This is a genomic window from Paenibacillus sp. LjRoot153 (assembly GCF_964253085.1).
Classification (GTDB): domain Bacteria; phylum Bacillota; class Bacilli; order Paenibacillales; family NBRC-103111; genus Paenibacillus_E.
Genome location: NZ_CAXUQH020000001.1, coordinates 1,892,135 through 1,910,913, shown reverse-complemented (window position 1 = coordinate 1,910,913; position 18,779 = coordinate 1,892,135). Strand labels below are relative to the sequence as shown.

The 18,779-nt window shown below is 42.9% G+C and carries 8 protein-coding genes; all 8 read right to left on the bottom strand.

Annotation, left to right across the window (positions count from 1 at the left end):
• Positions 1–3 precede the first annotated feature (3 nt).
• The 8 genes from ACSQ8P_RS08375 to ACSQ8P_RS08340 all read right to left on the bottom strand — a co-directional run bounded on the left by ACSQ8P_RS08375 (position 4) and on the right by ACSQ8P_RS08340 (position 18,771).
• A complete protein-coding gene (locus ACSQ8P_RS08375; RefSeq protein WP_436234760.1) occupies positions 4–6,489 on the bottom strand; it encodes an Ig-like domain-containing protein in 6,486 nt (2,161 codons plus the stop codon).
• Positions 6,490–7,138: 649 nt separating this feature from the next.
• Entirely contained in the window at positions 7,139–7,978 is an 840-nt protein-coding gene (locus ACSQ8P_RS08370) for a sialate O-acetylesterase (RefSeq protein WP_436234759.1), read from the bottom strand.
• 84 nt (positions 7,979–8,062) lie between these two features.
• Positions 8,063–10,426 (bottom strand): beta-galactosidase, encoded by a 2,364-nt coding sequence (locus ACSQ8P_RS08365; protein WP_436234758.1) that lies wholly within the window; start codon positions 10,424–10,426, stop codon positions 8,063–8,065.
• A 90-nt stretch (positions 10,427–10,516) separates the two neighbouring features.
• Positions 10,517–13,003: a glycosylhydrolase-like jelly roll fold domain-containing protein gene (locus ACSQ8P_RS08360; protein ID WP_436234757.1), complete on the bottom strand. Its 2,487-nt coding sequence runs from the start codon at positions 13,001–13,003 to the stop codon at positions 10,517–10,519.
• A gap of 18 nt (positions 13,004–13,021) precedes the next feature.
• Positions 13,022–15,121: a glycosyl hydrolase 115 family protein gene (locus tag ACSQ8P_RS08355; protein WP_436234756.1), complete on the bottom strand. Its 2,100-nt coding sequence runs from the start codon at positions 15,119–15,121 to the stop codon at positions 13,022–13,024.
• A gap of 88 nt (positions 15,122–15,209) precedes the next feature.
• Entirely contained in the window at positions 15,210–16,832 is a 1,623-nt protein-coding gene (locus ACSQ8P_RS08350) for an extracellular solute-binding protein (RefSeq protein WP_436234755.1), read from the bottom strand.
• Positions 16,833–16,924: 92 nt separating this feature from the next.
• Positions 16,925–17,812 (bottom strand): carbohydrate ABC transporter permease, encoded by an 888-nt coding sequence (locus ACSQ8P_RS08345; protein WP_436234754.1) that lies wholly within the window; start codon positions 17,810–17,812, stop codon positions 16,925–16,927.
• An 11-nt stretch (positions 17,813–17,823) separates the two neighbouring features.
• Positions 17,824–18,771, bottom strand: coding sequence for an ABC transporter permease (locus ACSQ8P_RS08340; RefSeq protein WP_436239480.1), 948 nt, complete (start codon positions 18,769–18,771; stop codon positions 17,824–17,826).
• Between the last annotated feature and the right edge of the window lie 8 nt (positions 18,772–18,779).

The window sequence follows — 18,779 nt, the reverse complement described above, 5'->3', positions numbered from 1 at the left end:
TTGTTAGTTCAATATTCGTTGTGCCATGGAGACAAGGTCAAATAAATCCAGTGTTCCGTCTTGATTCAAATCATATTTTTGGAGCAATTGCCAATTTGACGAGCTGCTGGTTGCATGATAATTCGCTGAAATTAATGCCACATCACCTACTCCAGCAGTCTGACTGGCCAAAGCGCGAAATCCTGCCAGTGCCTGAGACAGTGCATCTTCTGCCTGATCAACCTGAGTCTGAGTGGCATTACTTTGATCAAATACCACTTTGGCTGTCGCGATTGCGGCGTTAAGTGCATCAATAGCGCTCTGTGAATAATAACCAAAACGAGGTGCCGCTGGATTCAAAACCTTGGCATTTGCGACGGTATTAGCAGCATCAGCCATGATCGTCGTCAAATCTGCCTTGTTCACTGGAGCTGGTGCAACGATGTTAAACGTATGTCCGCTACCGCTACTCACCGTCATCTCGTTACCAAACTGATCACCTAAGACGATGCCGTTCATATAGACATTGGTAGTAACCGACTGGTTCAATGCCCGAAATGTAAGTGTGAGTAAATCCAACGTGCCAGTAACTGCACTTGTTGAACCCGTACTAGCCTCGATAATTTTTACTGTGCCCAAACCAGTCGTGCTTCCCACCACATTAAAGCCATTAAGCAAGGAACTCACATTTACGTACTCAAGTACATTCGGATTGTAGTTGACTGTAACCGACTTGGCATATACGTTACCGACGACATTCGCCAGTCCGTAAGTAAGCTCGAAGGAATCTCCTGTCTGTATGGAACTCGGCCCTGTTAATCGATATGAAGTCGTCGTTACAGGAGGTGTTGCATTTACGGTTACTTGAGCAGTTGAGGTGTAAGATCCGTCAACGGTAGTAACTGTTACAACCGTCGTACCCACTTGCTTCGCAGTTATGACACCGCTGGTACTTACCTCCGCTACGTTTGTGTTGCTAGAACTCCAGTTCACAGCTTTATTGGTTGCATTCTGCGGCGATAGTGAAGCTGTTAACTGGGAAGTTTCCCCTTCTTGCAGAGTCACCATTGTCGGCGCTACACTAACACCTATTACACCAACAACCACTGGCGGCAGCGGTAATGTCCTCGCAGACACTACTGACGACCTATCAGATTCACCTGCTGTGTTAACCGAAGACACCTTATAATAATAGATTGAATCTGCGGTCAGACCTGAATCGGTATATATCGTTCCTGTTCGAGGAACACTATTCAACTTGGTATAGATCCCATCAGCAGTAGCTGAACGATATACATTGTAACTCACAGCTCCATTGGCCTCACTCCAGCTTATCTCGATGCTATTCATGCCCTTCGCCATTGCACTTAGGTCTGCAGGAGCCGATGGGACAGAGACGACCTGTGCAAAGATAAATTCTAATGTACGCTCTTCTTGTTTTCGGAATAGATCAATCGTGAATTTGACAGTAACTTTTCCAGCTGTTTGTGCGGATAAAACACCATTGGCATCAATTTGACCATTACCTGAAGTAACCTGCCAATTATACGCGTATATATCTGAAACCCCATCCCCACCAGAGGCAACATAAGTTAGCTTGGGATTTCCATCCAATTCCAGTGTTAATGGATCGGAATACTCCTCACCGTCAACATATACTTGAAGAATTTCAGATGCATTTGGGCTACCTATTGTAACCTTAACATCTGTGTATATGTCAGGCGCACTAACGGAGGAAACTCGAATGAAGCCGGTAGCACTCTGAATAGATTCATAATTACCATAGTTGACCATTAAAGTTGGATTTATTATTAAATTTCCATTTGTATCAACAGTAACATTCCCCGCTAATTCACCCAACGGTGTAAATACAATATTCTGATCGGCAGTTGCTGGAAGCACACGAGCATTAATTTTCGCAGTAGCACTCAGAGCATCCTTTACCGGTACCAGTTTAATACCTTGACTCGCGTTCACATTAATGCCTTCCACATCGTAATTAATCTTTTCCGGTTGAATTTTTGTAGTAAACACTGCCAAATTATCAATCGTAGTCGTCCATGATGCAAGAGAGTTGAAATAATGTGAAAATGCGATTGCTCCAAAGCTGTTTGAATAACTAATCCTAGAATCCATTGCTAAATCTGTTACTGTGGATGTGATGCTAGGGTTACTCTTATCTGTCACTGTAAAGCTGATCTTTCTGTTTTTAAAATCCAGATTTACTCTTACACTATAATTTTTGTTAGCTCCTTTAAAGCCTATCCCCACATCTTTAGTATCTGCATAACTCCCGACAGCCCCATTAGTCCCAGTAAAGCCACCGTGGATGTAGTTGAAATTTCCATTTACGGTACCATCCTTTGTGGGCATTGCCGTTGAATCATAAGTTTTATTATAGTAATACGTCATTTCAGGAAAGGTCCCAAAGGCTGCCGGGTATGTGGCTAATGCCAAATACGTATTTCCGTTTGTATCTTCAATTGAAATATGTCCGCCTCTGTAACGGTTATCAGCTGTAAAAGAACCTACATTCCAGTCAAAATCAACAACCACTTTGTCGTCACTTACAGGAGTGACTGTTCTACGGTTTAGAGAAGTCGCGCTGCCTCTTTGACTTAATACAGCAGCCTGAAGTTTTTTATTGCCAGATGCGTCGACAACTTGATACGTAAACGTGTTACCGTCTGTAAATCCACCTTTGGAACCTATGCTGTAGTTTTCCCAATCCTCACTGATTTGGGGTACATAGATTGTCGCACTATCCGTAAAGTCACCTTCTATAGAAGTAGCTGTAATCACTGCTACACCTGGTTTATTTGCTGTGACGATCCCATTTGTATCAACAGATGCGACTGCATTATTATTTGAAGACCAGACTACACCTGTATTTGTGGCTTCCTCTGGTGCAAATATGGCTTCCAGCTTAGTAACAGGCTTACTGTCTCCCTTAGCTGCAGAATCGGGAGAGAAATAATTAGAATTAACCCATACCTCATTTTTTGACAACTCCATACTAGTTGCAGCTATTGACCCTTCCACGACTTTTACAATACATTCTGCAGTCACATGACTACCATCAGCCGAAGTAACAATAACAGTTCCGATACCAGCTTGTAGCCCCGTCACTACACCATGCTGATCTACAGATATAATGCCCTCACTATCTGGCTTCACACTCCATATAACAGCTTTATTCACTGCGTTATCTGGCTGCGCTAAATAGACGAGTGGCTTGGTGCCTCCCACAGGAAGTCCTATTTTGCTGTTGGAGAGCAGCAGTTTTTCAACTAGCACGTCAGTTACAGTAAGAGTTATAGAAGCCGTTATTGCAGGATTTGAATCAGAAACAATTTTTATGGTTGTGATGCCAGGTTTAATGGCAGTAACGAATCCAGTTGAATCCACTTTCGCGATACTTTCGTCATCACTGCTCCAATACACTTTGTAAAATGATGCATCATTGGGTATTACAGCAGCCGTTAGCTGTAAGCTTTTGCCGGCGAGAACAGAACGATCTCCTCCACTAATTGATACTTGGGTAACATCTGATTGAGTTACAATTACATTGAAGTTCACACTGCTTGCTCCATCATCTGATGCAGCAGTAATCGTAGCCGTTCCACCTCTAATAGGATTTAGCTGTACAACAGGTTCATAATTAGCAGTTGAAAGTTTATCAGAAAGTGTAAGCATTGTCCTGTCATCGGTTTGCCACGTATCTCCGTACCACCATGCAATAGCGGGATCCGATACCGAATATACAACTGACTTCTTGGTAGGGCTACCCGAAACAGCACTTTTAAATTTTATCTTATCAAAGGGTTTGGCTTGAATTGTACTTCCTTGTGCTATTGTCCCTGTACCAACACTACTTCCACCTCTAATGAGGTCATAGGTGATCGTCATCCCGCTAGTTGTAACTGCATCACTAACTGTCACATTTACGGTTGTTGTAACATTTCCTATTTTTGCAGTGATTACAGCCATTCCTGCAGATCTGCCTGTAACAAAACCAGCATCTGATACTTCAGCTACACCGGGATTACTAGAACTGTAACGAATCTTATATTCTGTGAGTAATTTATCCATTGGTGCGATTGTAGGCTGTAAACGACTGACCTTACCCACATTTAGGGACAAGTTGTCATTTAGAAAAGATAGGTTGGTAGCTTCGCCTACATCGTAATTTGTTCCGTTATATCGCAGTGGATTATAAAGAGTATCCGATGCTTTCTTTGAATGCCCTCTGATTAGGTAAGCATACATACTATCCATCATGTCACCCGATTTACCGATTCGAGTGCTACCCATTTCCTTAATACTTTCTGTTCCATTATTAAACATCCCACGTTTGCTGGCTCCTGGACCTTCTCCTGCTTTAGCGCCTGCTCCGTAGATGGCTAACACCTCTGTATTCCAATAGTAAAACCCTCTTGTTGTGCCATAAGGATTCGGTATATCAAGTGGAGCCTGCATATAATCTAGTAAGAAATTGTACTGTCCATTTGGAGTAGCACCATAATATTTCGGCAACGTCAAGGTACTCTCAGTATCACCAATTAGAGAAGAAGTCGTAAATGTGAATCCTGTTTCTACATTGATATAGTCATAGTACTTTGTCGCATTATTTTGCATGGCGGCATTCATCATGACAAATTGACTCGTGGTTTCTCGTCCCCCATAGAGTGAAAAAGCCATCCCGTCAAATTCAGCTCCGCGATTTGCAAATGCTTGGAAAAAGCCTGAGATTTGTGCAGGATCGTATCCAGTATTTGTGTGTATGGTGTTGATTGCACCAGGATAAATTTCTTTAACTGCTCGTGAAGAAGCGGTTATAATTGCAGCATGCTGATTATAATTCGAACCTAATGCTACTGGGAATACAAGTCCGCCATCTTGCTCATTTCCATTCTTTACAGATATAACACTGACACCTTCAGATTTCATCTCTGAAAGGGTATCATGTACATAATTATAAACGGCAGTTTCCAACATCTGAATATCGGGATTTGACAGATTACCATTGTAATCTTTTTGAATCCATTCAAACGGCATATGTGCCTTGGCCGCACTAATCCATGTGTCGCTATAGTGGAAACTAGGCGTATATGTCATGTTTAATTCATTAGCGCGTTTGCCAATCGCAATACTATGTTTTTTATCAAAATATCCTGGGATCGTTTGTCGTCCGGTAACCGTTTCTCCATCATAACCCGACGTGGCTGTGGATAAAGGCGTTAAAGAATACCAATCATAAATTGGATTTCCGGACTTCACCCATAACATAGTCAGTATTGAATTCACACCATGGTTAGATAGGATTCTCAGTGCATCCTGCTGCACACCATTTGCAAAATATTTGCCTCCAGCATCCTCAGTTGCCTGAAGAAATGACATGTCAGCGCCCTTAATGTAATCATTGGATATTTCGAACACATTTAGATTATCAACATATGCAAACTGGCTGCCATTTGAAGTCCATTCGTCTGCCGGGTGAGTGTTGTCTATTTCTTCATGTTTGGGTCTTTGCCATCCATTGGGATAGGGATTATTAGTATCTTTATTCTCATGCACGGTGACAGAATTGATATAGTTTTGGTCAAATATCGTATTTGCATATAATTCGACTTCTGTTTGACTCACACCGGTGTGAAACGCGATAGTGACCAGTGCGTACCCTTCTGTACTGGCAGGTGCTTGACGCAGTACAACCCCATCTAATCCCCTAACACCAAGATTAACACGGTTCCCCAATATTTCCCTTTCAACAAATAGACCCAGCACAGATGTTTCACTTAGATTGTACTGTTTGGTTGTTTTATACGTGTCTTGTTTATCTACTTTCATGCGAACTGTAGCTATATAATCTGTATCAGGTTTTACAGACACTTTTTGACTAACTTCAGAATGATCGGCCAGCTTGACTGCATTCACGCCTGTGTCTGCCTTAGCTGTGTCAATACTAACTTGACCTTTGGTGACCCAGTTTTGAAGGCCTTCTTCAAAATTCCAATTCAGCACCGGATTGTTATCGTTGGAGTCAAGCGTTATTGTAACCTCATCAATCTGTAGTCCGCTTGACGTTCCCGCATTTACATTTATGGTCATTTGTCCGTTATAGACCAGCACATTTCTATGAGCAATTTCCCTCCAAGTACTTGTATCAAGAAATGAGTCAATTTTAAGTACCGAATCAGGGCCCCCTGTATCTTTAATTGTTAAATTGGCGGAATTGCCACTAGTCGCACCTTTTACCGACATGCTTACTGTGTAGCTGCCCTGGGGAATCCCTTTGATTGTTTTGCTTAAAGTTGAACCGGATTTCATTAGAGCATAGTTCCCATTTATGCCATCAGTAGCTTGAACCGTAACATTACCGTTTACGTTCCATCCATTAAAATTAGATTCGAAACCTAAATTCTCACCACCTGTATCAACTTCCTGTGCATATGCAGTCGCAACTGGTCTCGTAGATACTATTGAAATCAAAATAAATACTGTGAGCAAACATGAAAGTATCTTTTTAACCATCGATACATCTCCTTTAGCAACTAAAGTAATCCTAAAATTTGCAAGCGCTTCCAATTATGACGAATTGATATATTGAATGTTATTAATACTTGAAAACAAACTTCAAAAACTTTACCTCAACGTTCCGAAATGGTAGAGCTTTAATAGTCGCCCTTCCTATATCTTCCAAATGGGATTGAAGCTGTCACCTCCTAAAATATTTATCTTAACCGACGGTTTAAGTGGTAATCACACTATACATAGCCGTCATCCGAATTTACAACAAACTAATTTCAGGATATAAACCTTTTTCCGAAACCCTTATATTCACTGTATTTTACGTTTAATTCAAACAATTCTCGCTGACAAATAGGCCTCCGTTGCTTCGCATATTGCTCGTCGAAACAAATCTGAAGACTTGCTTGGAATGCATCTTAACATATCGATCAGCAAAGGCTGGGGCTGTGCGAAATGTTAACATATAAAAAGACCGCACATGTGGGCAGTCTCAAGAATCTATTACATCTTTTTGCTTACTGTATTACAGCCGCATTCTATGACTTGGAAAATAAAGTATTAGACTGCGGCTGCTTCTACATCAACTAAAGTACCTGTTACTCGGGGCTTGGGCTATTTGGGAACAATGTCACTTATATGAGAAATACATTGTTGCGCTCACTAAGTCATACATGCAAGGCTCTTTCTTTGTCATGATATGAAAAGCAGTATTAATGCCCGCGTCAGCTCCAACGGCGTTATAACCAGCTTGCGTATAATGGAACTGATCTTTCATAAGCCCGGCTGTAGCCATTGCCGCAAATTTCGTAGAAACCAGCACCATATTACTATGTGTTCTGCATAGTTCAGTTTGAACGGTGATAATTGAATCGTATAAGGTTGCGTTGTCCCGATGGTTACCGATTCGGACGATATAACACTTTTCGAGGCCTGTTGTGATCATGGCATCTATCATAGCGTTAATATGTATGGCGTAGTTCGCCCCGGTCATCGCGTTATCACCGTCAGTTTCACCTTGGCACCATACCATGAACTTGTTTTTAATGGTGTATCCATTAGATGTCAACCAGTTCTTAGCGGTGTTGTATCGGGCAATAGCGTCGTTAAGATAAGCCCCTCCAGGCTGCCATAGCGTAATAGATGACCCGCCTTTTGCTGCGGATACCGCAACCACCTTGCGGCCGACAACCCCAAAATAGGCGTTAACAAAAGAAGACACCATTGATCCTGTTTTTGCGCCTGGCTCTGTGATTCCTGAAGCGTTATTCTCGTTCTCACCGAACGGCTCTGACAGTGGATATAGCTGTGTCGGATCCGAGATGGCACGGAACTCATATGTTGTACCAGCTGCTACAGCAGGTGCTTGCTCGGCCGTCCCACGACCAGCCATATTCGACTGTCCCATAAACATGATAAGGTCTACCTCATTTTGACCTACACAATTACTAGCTGCTAAATTCAAATCCATTATGAATTTGCCACCACACTTATTGGTTGATTTCTTCATTGAGAATCTGAGATCAGATGTCTCGAGAGGTATTATTTTAGTCCTCTAACGAGTACCGATTGTAATCTCATATACAGGCACTGCACGAACCGAGTGAACTTCAGCTATACGTTCGGTCGCCTGTTCACTCCAGCCCGCCATCGTAGTGTGGCTATTTACAAATGAACCTTTTCGAATCGGTGAAATATAAATATACATGCCCTGTTTAATTAGCCTCTCCTCTAACTGCTTTAAGCCGATTTCCCATGGTAATCCGTTACTGAAGTTGTCGTTGATGAGATCTCCATCGATGAAAGCATAGCCAATATCTCCTGTATAAGTGATGCGTAACAGTACTTGTTTCACCTGTCCAAAGGCATCTGATGCGAATCGAAGCTCTGCTTTATCCGGGCCTACCTTGGTGCAATCAAACGTAATTTCTTTTTTTGGAATGTGAAACTTATACACTTTGAACAGTTCTTGCATGCTTTGCCCTACCAATTCTGCCCCGCTTATGATGTGAACAGCATCTACATCAGGGAATATGCAGAGCGTTACTTCCGTTTCATCTGTCGACTCAAGCTTAATTTGATCTTCATAAATTAGTAAATTAGTACTCGTCAAGAACACACGTTCACGCCCTTGTAAGTTGGCCTTCCAGAAATTAAGACTTTGTTGATCCGAAAAGGCAACTACATGCACGATTTCGCTAGATGCCTCCGCTTGCATACTGAACACTACCATATCCGCTTCTTCCAATGTAACAATGGTTACGTCATCTGTATGCCGGACGGAACCTTGATTAAGTTTGATCTCACTATGTAGTGACTCGGAGTGAATGGCGAATTCCCCTCGCATACCATCTGGAATCGCGAAGAAGTAGTAGATCTCACCATCTACCTCGATATGCGTAATCAACTGTGCTGTTGCATACTTCAACTTAATGCCGCTAAGATCAAATTGATAGGGTAGCATGCAATAGCTGTCTTTCTTCAACCGTAGGCCGCCTTCTGCTGGGAACCGAATGGTCTCCGCTTCCATTTCAATATCTACCTGAATATCCACTAAATCGATGTTCTCGACATGATCCTGATAATTGTTCAAGAACAACAGCCCCGAACCCTCACTTGCTCGTACCGCATAACGGAGCGTATTGATGTCAGTTGGTTCTATTTCAGAGGCACCCATTGGAAGAATCGTCTTCGTGCGACACAACCATTCCTCGTATTGCGTATAGAAATAATGCTGTAGCTTCGTTCGTCTATAGGACTCCCGCACTTGCCCGAACTCCCCAATCATCGCATTGAAGTCGTAGGAGATCTTTGGCGTTGCCAAATCATTCAGGTATAAGTCCCTCTTCCCCTTCGGATTCGAACCCCCATGATACATATAGTAGCCGATCATATTGCAACCTTCTGCGACTTTCATTCCTGTCATTGCCGGCACACTGTCATAATCAAATTGGAAGCGATATTTATAGAACGGTGTCATCCCTCCGCCCATTTCGCAGCACATGTAGGGGTAATCTTCGGGCGTGTATAATGGTTCAAAATTATAACTTTTCTGTTTCTCATTGTTGTGTTTATCTCGGAACAGATATTCGGGTGTAGGAGGGTGATCCTTCATCTCTCCGAATCGACCATGCTCGTAATAAATCCAAGGCCAGTACGCATAACCGCCCCATAATGGCAACATCTCCTCCGTTGGCGTCGTTGCTCCTCCCCAGGCTGTGCAGGTATAGATAGGCGTCACAATACCCGCCTCAACGGCAAGTTCCTTCAGTTTTATCATATGATCCTTGCCACCTGTCCCTTGGCTCAGCCATAAGTTGCTAATGCCCGTCGTGAGCGCCCATTGCGCTGCAGAATGGTTATGTTCGTTCTCAATTTGTGTACCAATGATCGGCCCGCCTTGAGCGTACAGAAGGCCCTGTAACTGCAGGCTAATCTCTTGATACAGCACCTTCACATACGCCAAATAGCCCTCATCATTAGATCGCACCTCGAATGGGCGACCGAACAACCAATCCGGCATACCACCATTTCGCACCTCTCCATGACAGAAAGGACCAATTCTTACAATGACGTAAAGTCCGTGCTTGCCACACAGCTCCACAAATTTATTTAAATTTTTATTACCGTTCCATTCAAATACTCCCTGAATTTCCTCATGCATATTCCAAAATACATAGGTAGCAATTACATTGATACCACCCATTTTCATTTTAACAATCTCATCTTCCCATAGAAGCTCATCATAACGGGAATAATGAAACTCTCCACAAACCGCAAAAAAAGGCTTACCATCGCGCTCCATATAATAATTTGTAAAGCTTATGACTTCCCCCTGTGGGTTAGCGCCTCCTTGCCGAATATGTCCTGAGTAAATTCGCTTTCGGTCATCACGAGCATCTAATGTATATGTAGGCATTATTGAAAGCTCCTCCTATTTGATTTTAAATTATGCAACCCTTGATTTTATCAAATGTCGAAATGCGGCAATGTATTATCAAAAGCAAAGTTAATTCATATGTAACAATCCTTTTACAATTACAGGGCCAATCAAACCAGATGGTAGCGACTGACCGTCGTAACGATTGGCTAACGTATTAGTCACCTCTACACGTATCTCGTTCCAGCCTTGTCTCACGACCTGCGTAATATCGAACACATACGGTTTCCACATACGAACTCCGATTTCTATTCCATTGATCCATACACGAACCATTTCATGTGCATTCCCGAGATCAAGCATTATCCCCTTATAAGCTAGAGATTCAGTGAACTCGAAGAGCTTCTCATAAGTCATCTTTCCAGAAAAATGCTCCATACCTTCTAATTCCGTCCATGAGAGAAGGACCGGTAACTCATAACTTACTACTGCGTCTTGTACACGCCAACTTTCCGAAATATTCAATATCTCCGTCATTAGTTTTCGTTGAATTGAAGAATGTAATCCTAAGCCCGCTTGGCTCGGATCAATCGCAATAATAAGACATTCCCTGCGTTCAATTGTAAAGTTAATGTTCTGGTATGTTTCAGCAAAGGTTTCAGCGTGAGCCCTTTCCATTGTTCCAGTCCAAGGCTGCCACAACTCTGTTCCACCCTTTAACTCTGTACGAAGCATCCCTTCAAATGATATTTCGCCTTCATTCACAATGACATAGAAGTTTATACCTTCTTTTTTAACGCAACTGATCCGAATGGATGATGAAGCAGGCTGAAGTAAAGGTGCACTATCCAACAATTTCATCAACAATTCTGGTATCTCATTGGCATTATTTACACTTAACTGCCCGATTTCCTTCGTTTTCTTGCCTTCCTCAGCAGATATCTCAATCAGAATACCACCTTGATTTACAAATGCTTCAATCTTTGTCCAGCTCGATGATTGTACTTTTTCTGCATTTTCAATCAGTAATGCCTTATATCGCTGCTTTGAGATCCGAATTTCGCCATCTTCTAACTGACTTAAGCCATCTAGAAGCTCTTCTTCCAAGTAATTGAACTCAATTTGATTTTCATATAGAGGCTTAGCAATTTGCCATGGCAAATAATCTGCATGTGCCAGCACTGCGACTTCTGCAGTGTTAACACTGTCGGTCATTAGCCAACTCATTCTCTTCATATAACGTGAGAACTTGCTGTACTCCGGCCACCATATATTATTCGGACCTACATCTGGAGGTCTTTCATCACGTCGTTCATCCCGAATCGAATAGTAGAAAGCGTGTGGAGAAATCAAATTAACGCCTCTAACGAACAACCAATCTAAATACCACTTTATATTATCTGCGTTTAGTGCCCAGCCGCTTTCTTTTCCGCAAACGCCAAAACATTCATTTAAATTTCTTCTTTTATTACGATGGCGTGCAGAATCGGCAGAGCACTTCCCCATCGTACTATGCACGCCAGTCAGCGCTTTATCTTGTTCTGGGGCTATGTATCGCCATACCACGTCTTGCCCCGGGATGTGAAAATACTCCAATAGACCAATGTCATCACTTGCTGCCGGATGACCGGTCAATCCAATATTATGCCCTTCGCACCAATCAGCGAGTTGTTTATAATAGGTCCGTGCCAACCGATTCCGAACCGTCATTTCGTAAGCACTGCGAATTTTTCTTGTTTCCTCTCCAGCCTCAAACCAAAGCACGGGTAAATTCTGTTCATGATTTCCACAATCGAGAAACTCGTCTATAAACCTATGCGTCCACGGCTTCAAGCCATGTCTATGTTCTCGTCCAAGTAAATCAGGCTCATCTGTGAAAAATGCAAAAATTGTACTTCCGAAATATTTGCTGAGCCACGCATAATACTTTTCATGTGTAAGTGAAATGAAAGCTTGAACTGCTTTTGGATTTAATAGATCTGCAGCTAAGGGTGAATCTGGCTCCCCATCATCTTGACCTTGATGAACACCTCTAATGGTTCCCTTCGAATAAGTTTCGATGAAAAACAATACGGACCAATTCCCTATTTCTGGTTCCTTGAAACTTACACCATCTTGATCAAAATCCAGGTTTATCGTTCTTTCATGTGCAATTGTATCGTCTGACAACTTGAGAACAGCTTGAACCGAAACCATCTCTTCGCCCTGTGCAAGATCAAACGAAATCCTTATACCATCTCTCCCACAAGGATGCTCTTCCATTCTTAATCCACGGCTCGCAAATTCGGAATTTTGCTGAACGACTTTCCCGCAAGCAGAACCTGAAGGATACATCCCTTCATCATATAAAATAATCGACATCCCCAGTTTTGCAGCCTCTGAAACGGCTACCTCTACCAGCTCCATATAAGCATCTGACAAGTAGGGTGTCTCATGTGAAAGTCCCATCCGTGGATGAATGACGAATCCGTTCACTTCCTTTGAATGGAAATCGTGAATTTGTCTTATAATCTCCTCTTGTGACAACTCATCGTTCCAAAACCAGAAAGGAATCGGACTGAATTCCTCGGGTGGTTCTACAAATTGTTGTTTTAAACTTTCTAACGTGTTATTCATCTGTTTTCCCCTTGCATCTCAATCCGATAATCCCAGTTGCGATGAAAAATATGGCTTTAAAAGATGCGCCAGCTCATCATCTGACAATGGGTTCCGGTGCGTATTTTCCAAATAAATATGTTTTTCCGTCTCTGGCATCAAAAATTCCTTGTACCACAAGAAAAAATCAGGACTGTCGCCGTGTATGCGCAGAAACCGCCTTACTGTATCTACATTATATATTGTACTTTTAATATTCGTGAGCCAGTCTGCTTGGTAGAAACGATCCCACTTCCCATGCTCGGCATCTTTTAATATGTCTAGCCCTTTTTTGTAAGACCACATCGATTCGGATGCGTATACGAAGGCCTGTGGGTAATGTTGTTCATGATATTCCCTGTATGAACGACACAGCCAGTAAAATCCTTCACATCCGGACAAATGTAGAGCTCCATGGAAACGCAGCTGATCTGTTGCCCTTCTTAAGTCGTCAGGCACTAATTTCGCCAGGACTTCATCACATCTTTGAAGCCAAGCTTCCCATTTATTCATTCCTTGTTCTAATAAATCCTCGAAATTCTTCACTTGCTGATTGAATGGAACATCTCCCACAGCCCAGAACAATCTTGCATCTGGCTGCATACTCTTTCCTTGCAACCAATGTCCGATAATTTGTCTGGCAGGATGATGGTAATATTCATCTCCAGCTAAGTCATCAGCATGCGGCCCATACTGAATAGCTGCTTCCGTGTAGCTGAGATACAGTTCCTTCAACTCTTCATGGTGACTAGCATAATAGCCACTTACGAAATCTATAACATGCTTACTTACGTCAATTGAGCCCTCACTCCATAGCTCACGAAGAATGTCTAGGGAATAGACATGGGGTCTGATATTTCCACAATTGATTAGCAAATAATCATCAGCTCCAGCAGCAAATGCAGTCTCGATCTCCTGTTTTAGAAAATTAGACGAACCAGGGAACATCGTCAAATGGTTGGAAGCTTGTAAATCATGGAACGTCACGTGGTAATATAAACCATCTTTACCTCTATCATTGGCTGTAGGAAGTGAACCTACGCGAAGATTCTGATTATTATGTCTTCGGGAAACCATTTTCCCATAACCGTTATCAGCCCATATTTTGATCACATCTTCAGGCAGCTCCACATAGCCGCCTTTATACAATTCAGCGATCTCCCCATATAGCGCTACGCAATAAACTGGATTATGGACGGCACTTCCAATCATGTCGTACTGTTTTCGGATGACCTTACTTATCATTGAACCGCGCTTTTCCGACGTATCGAAAGAAGGATCGTTATGCCAAAAAGGTGCGTCTCCTTGACCTCGGAAGGAAAGTACCCATAAAACCTTCATATCTTTTTGCTCTTCAATCGCTTCCGCCCACAAACTTTCAAACAACTCGGGAGCTTCTTGATAGCTAGCATTTCTGCCTGGAAAAGCGCGTAAGAACATTTCTGCACCTAACGGCTCAGCATGATGATGCGTCACCCATAGCCCCATTTCTGCGGCAAGCTTGTAGTGGATACCATCTCTTGGCAAGTCTGTACCTGGAATAACCATATTTCCACCGCTGCGCAGCAGCGCTTCGAAAACAGGTTCCCAAACTTCCCTTGATGGTGGATACGGCTCTTTCCAGCCGATTAAACACACTTCGTCATTAACAAACCAGCCGCGATAACGAACCTTAGGCGCTGGGGCGTCATAATGATGACATGGAATTTTGATTTCGGAGAGCTTCGCAATGGACTGGTCTGTCCAAAACCAGAATGGCTGTATACCTAAATATTTCTTACTAAATGCTAGAATTCCATAAACGAGTCCCAATTCATCATGCCCTATGATCTCCATCCGGGGAAACTTTCCGTTCAAGTGGAAACGAAATCCAAAAGCCTCAGAACGTTTCGGAATGTCGTCTTTTTCTAGGGCAATTCGAATGCATAGTTCCGCTTCTTCATCTGCTCCGGTTACTAGCTCTGGTTTGGCTCCCAACACTGTTTCGAAGTCTCTAACCAGCATCTTCAAGGCATGTTCAACCGACGAAAACTGTATTTCAGGGATTTGTATATGTACCTGCCCCTTTAAAACTAATTGTTCAATTACCTGATTTTCCATACTTTTGTCGACATCCTTTCATTCACTGCTCTTAATTTTCTTTAACATATAGAACCCCCATAAATAGCATGGGGGTTAGTCAAACCATTTATTTCTTTTTCATATCCTTGTAAGCAGCTCTGCGTTCATCGATTACAGTCTGACCACCAATTTTCAGATATTCTTGAACACCTGCATCATATGTTTTTCCAAAATCATCCTGCTTCGCCATGATGCTTTTCACGACGGTTTCAATTGCCTTATCCTTGAGCGCTTTTCCGTATTTAATCTCGGAATCGATTGGACGATCGAAACGAGGGATTGTATACCCATCTTTAAGCCCGTTTATGATCGTTTGTTTCGCTAGATCTTTATAGTTCGGGAACCCAAGAGAAATCGCTTCAATATTTTTTTCTTGGGATCCGAAATCTTTACCGTTAATCACCATCGCAATATCGGTGTTATTATAGAATGTTTTCTTCGATTCATCCGTTGTAATAGCTTTCGGGAAGCCATTCTCTAACGTATAGTGCTGGCCTTCGATACCATTCTGCAGTGTGAACAGAACGTCTGGCTTCGACATCCAATCTAAATATTTGACCACTTCCGCCGCATGCTTGCTCGCCTTAGGAATCATAAGAAACGCACCAATCGGATCAGAAATAGCTTTTACTGATTTGCCCTCTTCGTTCGTAAATGGATCCATGGCGACATACTCGGCACCTGGAATGTTCTTTTTAAGTGTATCGAATACGTTGCCATTTCCTATTAAGTTTGGATGAGCAGCATTCGCGGTGAAGGCGCCTACAAGGCCGTTGGCAACATCTTTTTCTAACGATTTCCCGTCCTTGTCCAGCGCGAAGTCCGGATTAATCAAGCCTTCTTGATTCATTTTATTCAAGAACTGAACGCCTTCTTTATAGCCCGGTTTCGTTATTTCTTGGATAAAGTTTGACGTCGACAAGGCATAGTTATCTTCTTCTGACAATTTTTTTATGAATGTAGAGATTAATACGACTGGTGTTGTTATCGCCGTACCATCCATTGTACTGAAGTCGTAAGGAATCACTTTGCCGGCTGTTTGGCCAGGATCTTTCTCCTTAAATGCTTTCATTGTCTTGTAGAATTCATCTGTCGTCTTCGGAACCGGCATACCTAGCTTATCCAACCAGTCCTTTCGAATATAGGAGGACTGGGTATATTGCAGAGGTCTCTTTGCAGGGATCGCATATTGCTTGCCGCTGAAGATTCCGTAGGAGAGAACATCCTGGCCAAGAAACTTCTTCAGATTGGGTCCATTGGCATCGATCAACGAACTAAGATCTGTCAAACCGCCGCTTTTCACAAAGTTGTTAATCGTCGTTGTGTCATACGTAAACACAAGATCTGGAGCATCGCCGGATGCCATGAGGATGTTAAGCTTATCCACCTCTTGGTTGCGGGGAACCGGAATGAACTGCAACTTAATATTGTTCGGATCACCGAAATTCTTCTGAATCCACTGTGTCCAGAAGTTGTTGTCGACCGGACCCGCACCTGCTGGCGCATTCCCCCGGTCGAACACCTCCACTTTCAGTGTAACGGGATCTTTACTTACCGCCGTTGTTGCAGCAGCTCCTGTAGTTGTACTAGGAGAAGCTTCCTTCGTTGAACTCGAACAAGCTGAAAGCAAACCTGCTAATACGATAACTGTCGTTGAAGCCCCAAACCACTTACGTTGCTTTGCGTTCATTTTCAAAGCTCCCCTTCACATCTTTTTGTAATTTACCCATATGTTATACCTCGATGAATCCGAGATACCAACCGTATGCAATATTGCATCAATTAACCCTTTACCGCCCCAATCATAATGCCTGAGACGAAATACCGCTGAACCCATGGATATACAATCAAGATCGGCGTCGTTGCGAACATGATACTTGCCGCTTTAATTCCTTCTGGCATAACTTCAATTTGCGACGCACCTTCCATTGCGGTTAAATCCGTTACCATACTGTTCATAACGACCTGATACAGCTTCAGCTGTATCGGATATAGGTCTGCATGTGTAATGTAGAATAGTGCATCCATAAACCCATTCCATCTAGAAACGGCATAGAACAGACTGAGGGTCGCTATTGCTGGCAATGAAAGCGGCAAAACAACTCGGATTAAGGTGCCGATATGGGAGCTGCCGTCCAGATACGCTGATTCCTCTAAGCTAGCTGGTACTGATGAGAAAAATGACCGCAAGATAATCAAATTAAAAGCACTAATCATGCCTGGAATGATTAAAGATGTGAGACTGTCTAGCATACCTAACTGCTTCACGAGTAGATATTCGGGAATTAATCCGCCGCTAAAGAACATCGTAAAGATGATGAGAAGCATAAACACAGATCTTCCCTTCAAACGTTCCTTCGTTAAGGGGTACGCCGCGCAAATGCTCATGAGCATACTGGCTGCCGTATACGTCGCTGTGAGTAGGATTGTCAGCCCCATCGACTTCAGCATTCTCGTATCTTGGAAGACAATTTCATATGCGTGAAAGTCCAGTCCCCGTGGAAATATCGTAACTTCGCCTGAGAGTACCGCATGCTTAGAGCTTAACGAAATCGAGATGATGTGCAAGAATGGCAGAAGACAGATCAGCAAGACGAGTCCGACAAATAGCATGATCAGGGCGTCTGTGATACGAATGCCTTGTGTTTTTCGTTGTACGTTGGTTGTCATACCCTTTCCCCCTACCATAATCCTTGTTCCCCGAAGCGCTTGGCGATCGTATTCCCCAACACGACAAAGATGAGTCCGACCAAAGCTTGGAACAAGCCCATTGCTGTCGCCAGCGAGAATTGTGCCGATTGAAGACCTGCCTTATATACGAATGTGGAGATCACTTCCGCATAATCCATGACCAGCGGATTGCTCATCACGAACGGACGCTCGAAGCCAATCGTCATAATATGCCCGAGCTGCATAATCAGCATCACCACAATGGTGGGTCGGATACCTGGCACGGTAATATGCCACATTTTCTTCAGTCTACCTGCCCCATCCACATCTGCTGCTTCGTAGAGTTCCTTATTAATGCCGGTTAATGCAGCCAAATAGATAATCGTTCCCCAACCAGCACTTTGCCAAATGCCCGTTCCAAGATAAACAAGTACCCAATTCATTTTTTCCGTTAAAAATGGGATTGCAGGTATCCCCACTAAGTTAAGCATATTGTTAACGAGTCCGCCTTTGGTCGCAAACATTTGATAGACGAGACCACCAATAATGATCCAAGAGATAAAATGCGGCAGATACAAAATTGTCTGCGCCAATTTTTTATACCACATGACCCTAAGCTCATGAAGCAAAAGTGCGAGAATAATCGGTGCTGGAAAAGAAAATACCAAATCCAAGAAATTCAGCACGAGTGTATTCCTCACAACCGTATAAAATTGGCTCATGGCGAACAGCTCGCGGAAGTTATCGAACCCGATCCATTTGCTTCCGGTTACGCCTTGAAAAATACTGTAATCCTGGAACGCTATCGCCGCGCCATACATGGGTACATATTTGAAAACAATGAAATAAATAATGGGAAGGACAAGTAATAGATATAACTGAAAATCCTTCCGAAACCACATTGCCTTTCGATGCCTCACGGCCTCCGGCAACGATGGCAGCTTACTCTGTGTAGTCATTTGGTCCA